Below are 14,036 nucleotides of genomic sequence, written 5' to 3'. Positions count from 1 at the left end.
CGATCCTACGAGGAACCGCGACCGGGTTCCGCCCGCCGACCGCCCCGGCCGACCGCCCGCCGATCGGGCGGGTCAGCGGCCGAGCAGGTGCCGCATGACCTCGAGCCCGCGGCGCAGCGCCTCCCGCTCCTCCTCGCTCAGCTCCGCCAGCCGGGGGGACAGCGCGGTCCCGATCAGGTCGCGCAGCGCCCGCAGCTCCTGGCGGCCGGCGTCGGTCAGCGAGATCAACGAGACCCGCCCGTCCCGCGGGTCGCTGTGGCGCTGCACGAGACCCATCGCCTCGAGCCGCTTGACGTGGTTGGTGATGGTGGGCTGCGAACTGCGCTCGGCGTGGGCCAGGTCGCTGATCTTGAGCTGGCCGGCGTCCTGCAGCCGGGCCATCACCCGGGCGGACGCGACGCTGATCCGACTGCCCTCCGAGGGCGCCCAGCGCACCACCCGGGCGGTGGTGGCGATGAGGTCCTCACCGAGGTCGTGCAGGTCGTCTGCCATTGGCCCAGGCTAGTGGATAGCGACCCGATGTGACCGGGCTCGAACGCGGCCGGTGGTTCAGCGGCGGACCGCGGCCAGCACCAGCCGGGCCAGCTCGGTGTAGGCCTCGGCGTCGGTCAGCCCGGTGGCCAGCCCGACCTCGCCGCCGGTGATCCGGAACATCGTGGCGGTCACCACCTCGGCCACGAAGTCACCGGGCACGGTGCGGAAGGCTCCGGCCGCGACGCCCTCTTCGATCAGCTCGCGGACCCGGGCGGCAGCGGCCTGGGTGTTGGCCTCGTAGACCTCGCGGGCCGGCGGGAACGCGGCGACGTCGGCGTGGAAGGCGCGCGAGGTCGGACGCAGGGCCTCCGCCACCGCCTCGAGATAGCGCGTGAGCCGCCGGGCCGGGGTGCGGGTGCGGACGATGGCTGCCTCGACGGCGACGGTCGAGCGACGGAAGAACTGCCGGACGGCGGCCACCGCGAGCTGCTCCTTGCTGTCCGCGAGGGCGTACAGGGTGCGCTTCGAGCAGCCGAGCCGCCCCGCCATGTCGTCCACGGTCAGGTGCAGGAACCCCTCGGCCAGCACCAGGTCGACCAGCTGGTCGCGGAGGGCGAGCTGGCGCTCGGTGAGCCGACGGCCCGGCTCGCGGACGACGTCGTCGTCGCCGAGTCGGGTGCGCTCGACGATCGTGCGTACCATGGCGGTACTAGAGTACTGCTCGGAGTACCGCTCAGGGACGCAGCGGTGCGAGATCACCACTTGGTGGGACGCATCCTGAGGCTCGCTGCGGCGAACACGGACGGACGCGGGCCGCTGGGGTCCGCGGTCGTCGGCCGATCGACGGATCGAGTCGACGGATCGAGAGGACGGATCGAGAGGACGGTGACATGCCCGCGGATCGGATTTTCCCCCGTCGTGACGCGGAGGAGCTGGTCGGACTGGTGCGGGAGATCGCCCAGGAACAGCTGGCGCCGCGCGCCGCCGAGGCCGAGGAGGCCGGGGCGTTCCCGCGCGAGGCGTTCGACCTGCTCGCGGAGGCCGGGATGCTCGGCATGCCCTACCCCGAGGAGTGGCGCGGGCTCGGGCTCGACTACGAGACCTACCTGCAGGCGGTCGAGGAGATCGCCACGGCCTGGATGAGCGTCGGCGTCGGGGTCTCGGTGCACGTGATGTCGGCCTATCCACTGGCCACCTGGGGCACGCCCGCCCAGCGCGACGCGCTGCTGCCGGCGATCCTGGCCGGCGAGCGGCTCGGCGCCTACGCGCTGTCCGAACCGCAGGCCGGCTCGGACATCTCCGGGATGATCACCAAGGCCAAGCGCGCCGACCACGGCTGGGAGATCAACGGCACCAAGGCCTGGGTCACCCACGGCGGCCGGGCCGACCACTACACCACCTTCGCGCGGACCGGTGACGACCCGAAGCACGGGATCAGCTGCTTCCTGGTCCCCGGCGACGCCGAGCGGCTGTCCTTCGGGGCCCCGGAACGCAAGATGGGCCTCACCGCCTCGACCACCGCGGCGCTCTACTTCGACCGGGTGCCGGTCGCCGACGACCGGCTGATCGGCGCCGAGGGTGACGGGATGCGGATCGCCCTCTCGGCGCTCGACTCCGGACGGCTCGGGATCGCCGCCTGCGCCACCGGGCTGGCGCAGGCCGCGCTCGACCTCGCCGTCGACTACGCCGGCCAGCGCAGGCAGTTCGGCCGGGCGATCGGCGAGTTCGAGGGGCTGCAGTTCCTGCTCGCCGACATGGCGGCGGCGGTGGACAGCGCCCGGGCGACCTATCTGCTGGCGGCTCGCAAGCGCGATGCCGGACGGCCGTTCACCCGCGAGGCCTCGGTGGCCAAGCTGGTGGCGACCGACGCGGCGATGAAGGTGACCGCCGACGCCGTCCAGGTGCTCGGCGGGTACGGCTACACCCGCGACTTCCCGGCCGAGCGCTACCTGCGCGAGGCGAAGGTGACCCAGATCTTCGAGGGCACCAATCAGATCCAGCGGCTGGTGATCGCCCGCCGGCTGCTGTCACCCCGGGTCCGGATGAACCAGGACGACCGGACGAGCACGAAGGAGCGCGCGGGTGCGACTGACCGAGGCTGACGCCGTCCTCATCACCGGTGGCGGGTCCGGGCTCGGGGCCGCCACCGCGCGCCGGCTGGCCGGCACCGGCGCCGGGCTGGTGCTCGCCGACCTGGCCGGCTCCCCGGCCGCGCAGCTCGCCGGCGAGCTCGGTCCGCAGGTGCGAGCGGTGGCCGCTGACGTCCGCTCCGAGGAGGACGTCCGGTCGGCCGTGGACGCGGCCCGCGAGCTCGGCACCCTGCGGTTGGTGGTCAACTGCGCCGGGGTGGCCACCCCGGGACGGATCATCTCCAAGCGCGGCGTGCTCGGGCTCGAGGACTTCCGGACGGTGATCGACATCAACCTGGTCGGCACCTTCAACGTCGTCCGGCTGGCCGCGGCGGCCATGATCGACAACGAGCCGGCCGACGAGCCCGGGGGCGACCGCGGAGTGATGATCATGACGGCCAGCGTGGCCGCCTACGACGGCCAGATCGGGCAGGCCGCCTACGCCGCCAGCAAGGGCGGGATCGCCGCGTTGACGATCACTGCGGCGCGCGACCTCGCCGACAAGCAGATCCGGGTGATGACCATCGCCCCCGGGGTGATGGAGACGCCGATGATGGCTGGTCTGCCCGGGGACACCAAGGCGACGCTCGAGGCGCTGGTGCCGCACCCGGCCCGGCTCGGGCGTCCCGACGAGTACGCCCTCCTGGTCGAGCAGATCACCGCGAACCCGCTGCTCAACGGCGAGGTGATCAGGCTCGACGGCGCGCTGCGGATGCCGCCGCGCTGAGGCCGCGCCGCCTCGGCGATCTTGGTGGGTGGACGCCCGGTTTGTGTTGATCATGGTCGGCGGGAACGGTGGAGGGCTCCTGTCACTCGTCGGAAGGACGAACATGCTCGACCTCACCGAGGGAGCGGCCACGGTCGTGAACCAGATCACCGAGGCCCAGCTGGGCACCGCGGACGGAGGACTGCGGATCGACACCGCCGGGGACGGCAACCTGTCGGTCACCGCGGTGGACGGCGCCGAGCCGGCCGACCAGGTGGTCGAACGCGACGGCGCCAAGGTCTACGTCGCCGAGTCGGCGGCCGGGGTGCTCGAGGACAAGGTGCTCGACGCGAGCATCGGCGGCGACGGTGCCGTCTCGTTCGCGCTCGGGCAGCAGGCCTGACCCGCGCACCTGCCCCGCAAGCTCGCCCGGCGCCCCGTCAGCACCCCGTCCGGGGTCGCTGGCGGGGCGCCGGTCCGTTCCGGGACCGGGTGCGGGCAGGATGAGCCGGTGATCGTCATCGGGCTGATGTCGGGGACCTCCTACGACGGCATCGACGCCGCCGCGGCCGACTTGCGGCTCGACGGCGACGTCCTGGAGCTGACGCCGCTCGGATCGGTCAGCGCGGCCTACGACGACGAGCTGCGGGCCGCGATCGCCGGGGCGCTGCCGCCGGCGGCGACCGACCTCGAGACCGTCTGCCGGCTGGACACGCTGATCGGGCAGGCATTCGGCGCGCTCGCCGTCCGGGCCGACGAGGAGCTCTGCGGCGGCGACGCCGAGCTGGTCGGCTCCCACGGCCAGACGCTCTTCCACTGGGTCCGCGACGACCGGGTGGCCGGCACCCTCCAGCTCGGACAGCCCGCCTGGATCGCCGAGGCCACCGGGCTGCCCGTGGTCGCCGACTTCCGCCCCCGCGACGTCGCCGCCGGCGGCCAGGGCGCGCCGCTGGTCAGCGTGCTCGACCTGCTCTGGCTGGCCGGCCGTCCCGGGCGGCCGGTCGCGCTCAACCTCGGCGGCATCGCCAACGTCACCGTCCCGGGCGACGCCGGCACCGGGCCGGGCGGGCCGCCGGTGGCCTTCGACACCGGTCCGGCGAACGCCCTGCTCGACCTGGCCGCGTCCCGGGTGACCGGCGGCCGCCTCGGGCACGACGTGGACGGACGGCTGGCCGCCGCCGGCCGGGTCCGCGACGACCTGCTCGACCGGCTGCTGGACCACCCCTACTTCGTCCGCCCGGCCCCGAAGTCGACCGGCAAGGAGCTGTTCCACGCGGGCTATCTCGACGCCGCGCTGGCCGGGCTGCCGGCGGTCGACGACCCGGACCTGCTGGCCACCCTGACCGCGTTCACCACGGTGACCGTGGCCGACGCCGTGCACCGCCACGGCGCCACCGAGGTGATCGCCTCGGGCGGCGGGGTGCGCAACCCCGAGCTGGTCCGGCAGCTGCGAGCCCGGCTGGGGACGGTGCCGCTGCGGACCTCGGACGAGCTCGGCCTGGGTGCCCAGGACAAGGAGGCCTACGCCTTCGCGGTGCTGGCCTTCCTCACCGCGCACGGGCTGCCCGGCACCGTCCCGTCCTGCACGGGGGCCCGCCACGCCAGCGTGCTCGGGTCGCTCACCCCCGGTCGGCCGGGCGCACCGGCGCTGCTGGTCCCGGCGGCGCGAGAGGGGTCTCGGGCAGGGGAGCCGCCGGTGGCGCCGCGGTCGCTGCGGCTCCGCGCCGCCGGCTGATCGCCACCCCGCCGAGCGCGAGCACCCCGCCGACCACGGCCCAGCCGGTCGGCACCTCGTGCAGCAGCAGCCAGGAGAGCAGCACCACGATCGCCGGCACCGCCAGGGTCGAGGTGGCGGTCCGCCCGGCGCTGGTCCGGCGCAGGGCGTAGGCCCAGAGGGTGAAGGCGACGGCGGTGGGGAAGACGCCGAGGTAGACCACGGCCAGCACCGCGCCCGTCGAGGCCCGGGCGTACTCACCGACCGCGGCCGGTGCGAAGGGGAGCGTCGCGACGGTGCCGATCACCGCGCCGAGCCAGGTCGCGGTCAGCGCGTCGGTCCCGCCGTCGGCCACCGGCCGGGCCAGCGCGACCTTCTGGGTGAGCACGCCCCCGGCGTAGAGCACTGCGGTCACCAGCCCCAGGACGATGCCGAGCCCGTCGCTGTGCGCGCCGACGCCGCCGAGCGCGATCACCAGCACCCCGGCGAAGGCCACCAGCATCCCGATCACCAGCGGTCGCGGGAAGCCCTCGCCGAACAGCAGGCCGGCCGCCATCGCCACCAGCAGCGGACCGACGTTGACCAGCAGCGCCGCGGTGCCGGCGTCGAGGTGGTGTTCGGCGGCGTTGAGCACGACGGTGTAGCCGGCGAACCAGAGCACGCCGTAGCCGAGCACGGGCCACCAGCCGCGGCCACGGGGGAGCGGGAGGCGTCGGCCGCGCAGCCGCTCCCGGCCGACCAGCAGGCTGAGCACCGCCGCGGCCACCGCCAGCCGGCCCAGCGCCAGCGGCCCCGGGGACAGCTGTCCGGCGACCGCCCGGATGCCGATGAACGCCGAGGCCCAGAGCAGCAGCACCACGACGACGGCCAGCACCGGCCGCGGATCGGCCCGGCCGGCTCCGGTGTGGTTCACGGCTTCGTCCCCGTGCTGGTGGCTCAGCCGCGCCCGTTGACCTCGTCGCGGTAGGCGATCCACTCCTTGGTCAAGCCGAGGTCGTATCCCGACCGGCCGTCGCAGTCGGTGGTGACCAAGGTGACGCCGAGCTCGCGCAGGCCGTCGCCGAGCTCGTCGGGCGAGGCCTGGACCGCGGTGGAGCGCTCGATCTCGTGCGGGTCGCGACCGAGCTCACCGCAGTAGCCGTCGAGGATGCCGTTCTTCCGGCTCAGCGTGTCGAGGTCACCGAAGCCGTGCCAGATGTCGGCGTACCGGGCCACCAGCGGGAGGGTCTTCTTCTCGCCGCCACCGCCGATCATGACCGGGATCTTCCGGGTCGGGGCCGGGTTGAGCTGCTCCCAGCGGGAGACGATCCGGGGCAGCGCCTCGCCGAGCGCGTCGATCCGCCGCCCGGCGGTGCCGAACTCGTAGCCGTAGCTGTCGTAGTCCTTCTGGAACCACCCGGCGCCGATGGCCAGGATCAGCCGCCCGTCGCTGATGTGGTCGACGGTGCGCGCCATGTCGGCCAGCAGGTCGGGGTTGCGGTAGCTGTTGCAGGTCACCAGCGCGCTGACCTCGACCCGGCTGGTCTGCTCGGCCCAGGCGGCCAGCATCGACCAGCACTCGAAGTTGGGCCCGTCCTCGGGCCCGGAGAGCGGATAGAAGTGGTCCCAGTTGAAGACGATGTCGACCCCGGCCTCCTCGGCGCGGTCGACGGCACGGCGGAGGTCGGCGTAGCTGGCGTGCTGCGGCTGGAGCTGGACGCCGACCCGGAACGGCCGGGTGGATGGGGTCGATGCACTCATGGGGCTCACTATGCCCCCGGGGTCCCGCGGCCCTTCGACGGGCTCAGGGAACCGTGGCCGGGTGGGCGCTCAGGGAACCGTGGCCGGGTGGGTGCTCGGGGAACCGTGGTCGGGTCGGCGCTCAGGCAACCGCGGCGTGCGCGAGCAAACCCAAAGTGGGTCAGGGCGCGAGGACGACCTGGCCGGCGTAGGCGAGCCCGCCGCCGAAGGCGAACAGCAGGATCGGGGCGCCCGAGGGCAGCGGTTCCTTCTCGAGCATCTTGGACAGGGCCAGCGGGATCGACGCGGCCGAGGTGTTGCCCGACTCGACGACGTCGGTGGCGACCCGGGCGTTGACCGCGCCGATCTGGCGGGCCAGCGGCTCGATGATCCGCAGGTTGGCCTGGTGCAGCACGATCGCGGCCAGGTTCTCGGGGGCCACCTTGGCCCGGTCGAGCACGTCCCGGGCGATCTGCGGCAGCTCGTAGGTGGTCCAGCGGAAGACCGCGCGGCCGTTCTGGGCGAACTTGTCGCCCTCGGCCCGCTCGATCCGGACCGCGTCGCCCATCTCGGGGACGCAGCCCCACAGCACCGGCGAGATGTGCTCGTCCGGGTCGGCGGTGAGCAGGAACGCGCCCGCGCCGTCGGCGGTCAGCACGCAGGTGGTGCGGTCGGTGTAGTCGGTCACGTCGCTGAGCTTCTCGGCGCCGATGACCAGGGCGGTCCGGGCCGCACCGGCCCCGATGGCGTGCTGGGCGATGGCCACCGCGTGCGGGAAGCCCGAGCAGGCGGTGTTGATGTCGAGGGTGGCCGGGTGGTTGGTCATCCCCAGCGCCAGCGCCACCCGGGAGGCCATGTTGGGCGACCGGTCCAGGGCGCTGCAGGTGGCCACGATCACCATGTCGACCTCGGCGGCCTCGACGCCCGCCTTGGCCAGCACGTCCTGGGCCGCCTTGGTGGCCATCACGTCGACGGTCTCGTCCGGTCCGGCCCAGCGGCGCTCGCGGATCCCGACCCGGCGCTGGATCCACTCGTCGTTGGTGTCGACCATCGACTCGAGCTCGGAGTTCGGCACCACGCGAGCAGGCTGGAAGTGGCCGACGGCGACGAGACGTGAACCGGTCATGGCCGCGAGTATCCCACCAGAGGCCCTCCCGATCCCACGGTGCGGCTGTGAGCGGGACGTCGTCCGGTCAGCCCCGGGCCTTGCGCCGCAGCGCCTCGATGTCGAGGAAGTCGCCGCGCACCGGGGCGTCGTCGGGGGTCTCCTCGACGCCGTCCTCCCAGGGGTCGTAGGGCTTCTCCCAGTCGTCGTCGACGAACCCCTGCGACGGGTCGAACGGGTTGGCCAGCTCCATCGACTCGTTGTCGGTGACGGCCACCGCCTCGTCCGGCAGCGTCCGCAGCACGGTGGCCACGTAGTCCTCGGCGGCCTTGACGATGTCCACCTCGCGGCCGGCCGCCTCGCTCATGAACCAGCGGTGCTCGAGGATCTCGTGGTACAGCTCGGCCGGCTCGAGCTTGCCGCGCAGGTCGTCCGGGATGGTGGTGATCACCGGCTCGAACCGCTGGGTCAGCCACTGGTGGGCGACCACCGCCTCGTCGGCGTTCTGCTGGTCGGTCCGGGCCCGGAAGTAGTCGAGGTCGTTGAGCAGCCGGCGGGCCTGGTTCTCCTCGGTGTCGAGCCCGGTCAGCCGGAGCAGCCGGCGCGAGTGGTGGCCGGCGTCGACGACCTTGGGCTGGATCCGGATGGTCGAGCCACCGAAGTCGGTGACGATGTCGAGCTCGGCCACGTCGAACCCGAGGGCGTTGAGCCGGCGGACCCGGCTCTCGATCCGGTGCATCTCCGACCCGTCGAACTCCTCGACCTCGGTCAGCTCGGCCCACAGCTCGCGGTAGCGGTTCTCGATCGTCTCGACCAGGGTCTGCGGGTCGAGAGCCGCGTCCAGCAGCCCGCCGGCCTCGAGGTCGCAGAACTCGCCGAACAGGTTGGTCCGGGCGATCTGCAGGTCGTGCTCGCGCTGACCGGTGGTCAGCTCGTCGTGCAGCTCACCGGTCTCGGCGTCGACCAGGTAGGCCGCGAAGCTGCCGGCGTCGCGGCGGAACAGCGTGTTGGACAGCGACACGTCGCCCCAGAGGAAGCCGATCAGGTGCAGCCGGGCCAGCAGCACCACCATCGCGTCGACCAACCGGTTGACCGTGTCGCGGCGGACGCCGCGGTGGAACAGCGAGCGGTAGGGCAGCGAGAACTGCAGGTGCTTGGTGACCAGCACCGGGTCGAGCGGGACGCCGTCGGGATCGAACCGCTCGGTGACCACCCCGACCGGCTCGACCGACGGGACGTCGAGCCGGGTGAGGTCGCGGAGCAGCCGGTACTCGTGCAGCGCCAGGTGCTCGAGCACCTCCTTGACCGCGTAGATATCGCTGCCGACCCGGACGAACCGGACGACGTGCCGCGAGATGCCGCGGGGCAGCGCGACCAGGTTGTCGGTCGGCCAGTCCTCGAGCGGCACCGGCCAGGGCAGCACGATCAGCCGCGAGTCGGTGCGGGCCGAGACGAAGCGAGGCACCGCACCATCTTGGCACCGAACGCCGCGAGGGGCCCCCAACGCAGCGGGAGCCCCTCGGGGCGGTGTTCCGGACGGGCCGGAGCCGGGATCAGTCGATCCGGGCGCCGGTCTTGGTGTTGAAGATGTGCAGGTGCTCGGGGTCGGCGGTCAGCCGGACCCGCTCGCCCCGCGACGGCGGGCGCCGCGACGAGATCCGGGCGACGTACTGGGCGGCGGTGATCCGCTCGTCCTCGCTCAGACCGGCCAGGGTGCCGTACAGGTAGGCGTCGGCGCCGAGCTCCTCGACCACCGCGACGTCGATGCCGATGCCCTCGCCGTCGGTGACGTCGAGGTTCTCCGGACGGACGCCCAGGGTCAGCTCCTTGTCACCGGCGCGGGCCAGCCGCTCGCGCTCGACCGGGACGACGTAGTCGCCGACCTTGATGCCACCCTCGGCGGCCTCGCCCGGGATCAGGTTCATGGCCGGCGAACCGATGAAGCCGGCGACGAACAGGTTCTCCGGGTGGTCGTAGAGGGCCAGCGGGGTGTCGACCTGCTGGAGCAGGCCGTCGCGCATGACGGCGACCCGGTCGCCCATGGTCATGGCCTCGACCTGGTCGTGGGTGACGTAGACGGTGGTGACCCCGAGCCGGGCCTGCAGGGCGCCGATCTGGGTGCGGGTGGAGACCCGGAGCTTGGCGTCGAGGTTCGACAGCGGCTCGTCCATCAGGAAGACCTGCGGCTGACGGACGATCGCGCGGCCCATGGCGACGCGCTGACGCTGACCACCGGAGAGGGCCTTCGGCTTGCGGTTGAGGAAGTCCTCGAGGCCGAGCAGCTTGGCGGCCTCCATCACGCGCTGCTGGCGCTCGGCCTTCGGCACGTTCGCCATCTTCAGCGCGAAGCCCATGTTGTCGCCCACCGTCATGTGCGGGTAGAGCGCGTAGTTCTGGAACACCATCGCGATGTCCCGGTCCTTCGGCGGGAGGTCGGTGACGTCACGGTCGCCGATGTGGATGGCGCCCGAGTTCACCTCCTCGAGGCCGGCCAGCATCCGGAGCGAGGTGGACTTGCCACAGCCGGACGGTCCGACCAGGACCATGAACTCCCCGTCGCCGATCTCGAGGCTCAGCTTGTCGACGGACGGGTGGTCGGCCCCCGGGTAGACCCGAGTGGCGTCGACGAACGAAACGGCAGCCATGCCGCACTTCCTTCCACGGGCAGGTACGTGCCCGACGATCCGTAGTGGATAGGTACTCCGGCCGAGTGTTCCAGACCACACCCGCCCCCGCAACGAACGTTGCCGAACTGCAGCGAACGCGCCGCGGTCAGCACTCGACGATGTTGACCGCCAGCCCGCCGCGCGAGGTCTCCTTGTACTTGATCTTCATGTCGGCGCCGGTCTCCATCATGGTCTTGATGACCTGGTCGAGGCTGACGGTGTGCTCGCCGTCGCCGCGCAGGGCCAGCCGGGCCGCGGTGATGGCCTTGACCGAGCCGATCGCGTTCCGCTCGATGCAGGGGATCTGGACCAGACCGCCGACCGGGTCGCAGGTCAGCCCCAGGTGGTGCTCCATGCCGATCTCGGCGGCGTTCTCGACCTGCCGCGGGGTGCCGCCGAGCACCTCGGCGAGCGCGGCGGCGGCCATCGAGCAGGCCGTCCCGACCTCACCCTGGCAACCGACCTGGGCGCCCGAGATCGACCCGGTCTGCTGGTAGACCGCGCCGATGGCGCCGGCGGTGAGCAGGAACTCGACGATCTCGTCCTCGCCGGTGCCGGGCACCAGGTTGACCGCGTAGTGCAGCACCGCGGGGATGATCCCGGCCGCGCCGTTGGTCGGGGCGGTGACCACCCGGCCACCGGAGGCGTTCTCCTCGTTGACGGCGAGCGCCCACAGGGTCACCCAGTCCATCGCGGCCAGCGGGTCGGTGAGGTGCGCGAACCGGCTCCGCTCGGCCAGCAGGGACCGGTTGAGCTCGGCGGCGCGGCGGCGGACCTTGAGCCCACCGGGCAGCGTGCCCGGGGTGGTGCAGCCGTGGTGGACGCAGTCGACCATCACCTGCCAGATCCGCAGCAGCCCCGACCGCACCTCGCGCTCGGGTCGTCGCGCGGTCTCGTTGGCCATCATGATCGCGCTGATCGAGCGGCCCTCGCGGTCGCAGTGGGCCAGCAGCTCGGCCGAGGAACGGAACGGGAACGGCACCACGGTCGGGTCCGGGGCCAGCGCCGGCCGGCCGGTGCCGTCGTCGCCGAGCACGAACCCGCCGCCCACCGAGTAGTAGGTGCGGGCCACTGACGGCTCACCGGCCGGGTCGTCGTCGTCGAGCCAGGTGGCGAAGACCATCCCGTTGGGGTGGCCGGGGAGGGCGCGGCGCCGGTGCAGCACCAGGTCGGTGTCGACGTCGAAGCCGAGCTCGTGCCGGCCGGCCAGCCGCAGCCGACCGGTGTCGCGGACCAGCTGGGCCCGGACCGGACCGAGGTCGGTGTCGACGGTCTCGCAGTCCTCGCCCTCGAGCCCGAGCAGCACGGCGTCCTCGCTGCCGTGACCGTGGCCGGTCGCCCCGAGCGAGCCGAAGAGCTCGGCCCGGACCCGGACCACCCGGTCGAGCAGGCCCCGGGTGCCGAGCTCGGCGGCGAACCGGCCGGCCGCGCGCATCGGGCCGACGGTGTGCGAGCTCGACGGTCCGATGCCGATGCTGAACAGGTCGAACACGCTGACGCTCACCCGTCCAGTGTCCTCCCGTCGACCGGCCGCGGTGCCTCTCCGGTGTCCTGCTCGCCTGGCTTCAGCGGACCCGGCTGATCCGGACCGCGTCGACGCTGGTCGTGAACCCGGCGCCACCCATCGAGACCAGCCCGATCCGCGGGTCGCTGCCCAGGTCGGCCACCCAGGTGGCGCCGTGGTCCCAGTGCCGGCCGTCGATGCTGGTCGCCGCGGTGTAGCGGTCGCCGTCGACGAACACCCTCAGCCAGGTCCAGCCGTCGCCGACCGGTCCGACCACCGCGTTGCCGTAGTCGGGGTAGCCGTCGGGGTGCGGGGAGAGCTCGCGGCCGAACTCGGTCTGCCGGGTGGCGCCGATCGAGCTGACCGTCAGCTTCACGTAGTCGCCGTCGCCGCCGTAGAGCAGCAACCCGCCCTGGACGTAGTCGTGGGCCGACCCGTCGCCGGGGACGCTGGTGCGCACCGTGGCCTGGACCACGTAGCGCCCGCGCGGCGCGGGTCGGGTGAGCACCGAGGCCAGCGGGGTGTTCGGCGGGTGGATGTCGTCGGCCTGGGTCTGCCAGGTGAGCCGGCCGCCGCCGACCCTGTACGTGTCGGCGGCCGGCGGTCGCACCCAGGTCCAGGCCGAGGACAGCACCCGGCCGTTGAAGCCGTCGGACGCGAGGGTCCGGCCGGGGACCGGGTACCGGACGAAACGGGGGCGGTAGGCGGTCCGCTCGCCCGGCTGGGCGGCCGGGCCGGGCATCACCCGGTCGGACGGGCCGGCGCCGCCGCGGACCACCGGCCAGCCGGCGCGCCAGTCGAGCGGGTCCATCAGCGCCGGGCGCTTCGTGTAGCCGGGGACGCCCGCGTAGTAAGGGTCGTGGCGGTCGACCGCGTGGTAGATCAGCCAGGACTGGCCGGAGAAGTCGGTGAGGCCGGTGACGTGCCCGGGGCCGACCCAGCGGTTGCCGTTCTGGGCGAGCACGACGCTGCCGCCCACCCGGCTGGCCAGGATCGACCGGCCGTGCTGGTCGCGGAAAGGTCCGAACGGGCTGCGGCTGCGGGCGGCGAAGACGGTGTAGCCGGTCAGCGGCCCGTTGCAGCAGTTGGTCGCCGAGGCGAGCAGGTAGTACCAGCCGTTCCGCTTGATGATCCAGGAACCCTCGTAGCGGTCGCTGATCGCGACCTGCTTCTCGCTGGCCGCGACGCTGGTGGTCCCGTCCGCGGCGAGCCGGCGGACGAAGAGGCCGCCGCCGTAGCTGCCGAAGTACATCAGCGGGCGCCCGTCGACGACGATCACCTCGGGGTCGATGGTCGACCGCTTGGTGCCGGCGGGCTGACCGGCCTGGTCGGCCGGCGGCACCACCGGCGCGCCGGCGTCGGTCCACGGGCCGGTGGGACCGGGGCCGGTGAGGACGCCGATGGCCGACCCGCCGCCGGGGAGGTTCGTGTCCGGGACGGCGTAGTAGAGGTACCAGCGGCCGTTCCGGTGGACGACGTCCGGTGCCCACATCCCGGCGTCGCTCTTCACCCACGCGGGCCGGCTGCTGACCGCGTCGCCCTGATAGGTCCAGTGGATGAGGTCGCGGGACCGGTAGGTCGGGAGCAGGTGGGTGGTCAGGTCTCCGTTCGCGTCCTTGACGCTGGTGAGCGCGTCGGAGGTGCAGTAGAGGTACCACCAGCCACCGGCCGGATCGCGGACCACGTCCGGGTCGGCGCAGCTGGCGGCGCGGGCGCCGTCGAAGACCACGTCGAGCGGATTGCGGTAGGTCGGGGGTCGGACGGCCGGGCGGGCGCTCGGGGTGACCTGCGTCCTGGTGCTCGCGCCTGACGGGGGCCCGGCCGCGGTGGAGACCGTCGGGCTCGCCGCCAGCGGGCCCGCCAGGGCGAACGCGGCCAGCAGCACGGGCAGGAGTCGACGTCGACGCACCATGGGTCAGATTCTCACCACAGGCCTTCAACGTTGTAAACCCTTGCCCGCGGCGCCGGATCCGGTCGGAGGGGAGGACGCCGGGGCCCGGCCGTCGGGAGGACGGCCGG

General features: G+C 73.2%; 13 protein-coding genes. 4 read left to right on the top strand and 9 right to left on the bottom strand.

Translation table 11 applies throughout. From position 1 onward, the window contains the following. Positions 1-72: 72 nt before the first annotated feature. Both FHX74_RS12195 and FHX74_RS12190 read right to left on the bottom strand, forming a co-directional pair. Positions 73-492, bottom strand: coding sequence for a MarR family winged helix-turn-helix transcriptional regulator (locus FHX74_RS12195; RefSeq protein ID WP_182560369.1), 420 nt, complete (start codon positions 490-492; stop codon positions 73-75). Between the two features lie 57 nt (positions 493-549). After that, positions 550-1,176 carry a TetR/AcrR family transcriptional regulator gene (locus FHX74_RS12190; RefSeq protein WP_182560368.1) on the bottom strand — a complete coding sequence of 209 codons (627 nt, stop codon included), beginning with the start codon at positions 1,174-1,176 and terminating at the stop codon, positions 550-552. Between the two features lie 188 nt (positions 1,177-1,364). On the opposite strand from FHX74_RS12190, the gene FHX74_RS12185 reads away from it, so the two are divergent. The 4 genes from FHX74_RS12185 (at position 1,365) to FHX74_RS12170 (ending at position 5,044) form a co-directional block, all read left to right on the top strand. Further along, complete coding sequence (locus tag FHX74_RS12185; protein ID WP_182560367.1) at positions 1,365-2,576, top strand: acyl-CoA dehydrogenase family protein; 1,212 nt, start codon at positions 1,365-1,367, stop codon at positions 2,574-2,576. After that, positions 2,557-3,330, top strand: a complete 774-nt coding sequence (locus FHX74_RS12180) for an SDR family NAD(P)-dependent oxidoreductase (protein ID WP_182560366.1) — start codon at positions 2,557-2,559, stop codon at positions 3,328-3,330. Before FHX74_RS12185 ends, FHX74_RS12180 begins: the two co-directional genes overlap by 20 nt. A 103-nt stretch (positions 3,331-3,433) precedes the next feature. Beyond that, the gene (locus FHX74_RS12175) at positions 3,434-3,712 is read left to right on the top strand and encodes a Fe-S cluster assembly protein HesB (protein WP_182560365.1); all 279 of its coding nucleotides are present in this window, start codon (positions 3,434-3,436) and stop codon (positions 3,710-3,712) included. A 108-nt stretch (positions 3,713-3,820) separates the two neighbouring features. Further along, positions 3,821-5,044, top strand: a complete 1,224-nt coding sequence (locus FHX74_RS12170) for an anhydro-N-acetylmuramic acid kinase (protein ID WP_182560364.1) — start codon at positions 3,821-3,823, stop codon at positions 5,042-5,044. On the opposite strand, the gene FHX74_RS12165 is transcribed toward FHX74_RS12170, so the two are convergent. From FHX74_RS12165 to FHX74_RS12135, 7 genes are all read right to left on the bottom strand, one after another. After that, positions 4,929-5,936, bottom strand: coding sequence for a DMT family transporter (locus tag FHX74_RS12165; protein WP_182560363.1), 1,008 nt, complete (start codon positions 5,934-5,936; stop codon positions 4,929-4,931). The two genes, FHX74_RS12170 and FHX74_RS12165, sit on opposite strands and share 116 nt — an antisense overlap. 23 nt (positions 5,937-5,959) lie before the next feature. Next, entirely contained in the window at positions 5,960-6,763 is an 804-nt protein-coding gene (locus FHX74_RS12160; RefSeq protein WP_182560362.1) for an LLM class F420-dependent oxidoreductase, read from the bottom strand. Positions 6,764-6,923: 160 nt separating this feature from the next. Then, positions 6,924-7,868, bottom strand: a complete 945-nt coding sequence (locus tag FHX74_RS12155) for a beta-ketoacyl-ACP synthase III (protein WP_182560361.1) — start codon at positions 7,866-7,868, stop codon at positions 6,924-6,926. A gap of 67 nt (positions 7,869-7,935) precedes the next feature. Continuing rightward, positions 7,936-9,312 carry a DUF4032 domain-containing protein gene (locus tag FHX74_RS12150; protein ID WP_182560360.1) on the bottom strand — a complete coding sequence of 459 codons (1,377 nt, stop codon included), beginning with the start codon at positions 9,310-9,312 and terminating at the stop codon, positions 7,936-7,938. An 88-nt stretch (positions 9,313-9,400) separates the two neighbouring features. Then, positions 9,401-10,492 carry an ABC transporter ATP-binding protein gene (locus FHX74_RS12145; RefSeq protein WP_182560359.1) on the bottom strand — a complete coding sequence of 364 codons (1,092 nt, stop codon included), beginning with the start codon at positions 10,490-10,492 and terminating at the stop codon, positions 9,401-9,403. 127 nt (positions 10,493-10,619) lie between these two features. Next, positions 10,620-12,017: an L-serine ammonia-lyase gene (locus FHX74_RS12140; protein WP_182560358.1), complete on the bottom strand. Its 1,398-nt coding sequence runs from the start codon at positions 12,015-12,017 to the stop codon at positions 10,620-10,622. Positions 12,018-12,078: 61 nt separating this feature from the next. Beyond that, positions 12,079-13,929, bottom strand: a complete 1,851-nt coding sequence (locus tag FHX74_RS12135; protein ID WP_182560357.1) for a family 43 glycosylhydrolase — start codon at positions 13,927-13,929, stop codon at positions 12,079-12,081. Between the last annotated feature and the right edge of the window lie 107 nt (positions 13,930-14,036).

Source organism: Microlunatus kandeliicorticis (assembly GCF_014137855.1).
Taxonomy (GTDB): domain Bacteria; phylum Actinomycetota; class Actinomycetes; order Propionibacteriales; family Propionibacteriaceae; genus Microlunatus; species Microlunatus kandeliicorticis.
Note: the sequence above shows the minus strand (reverse complement) of the source record. Positions and strands in the feature narration are given on the sequence as shown.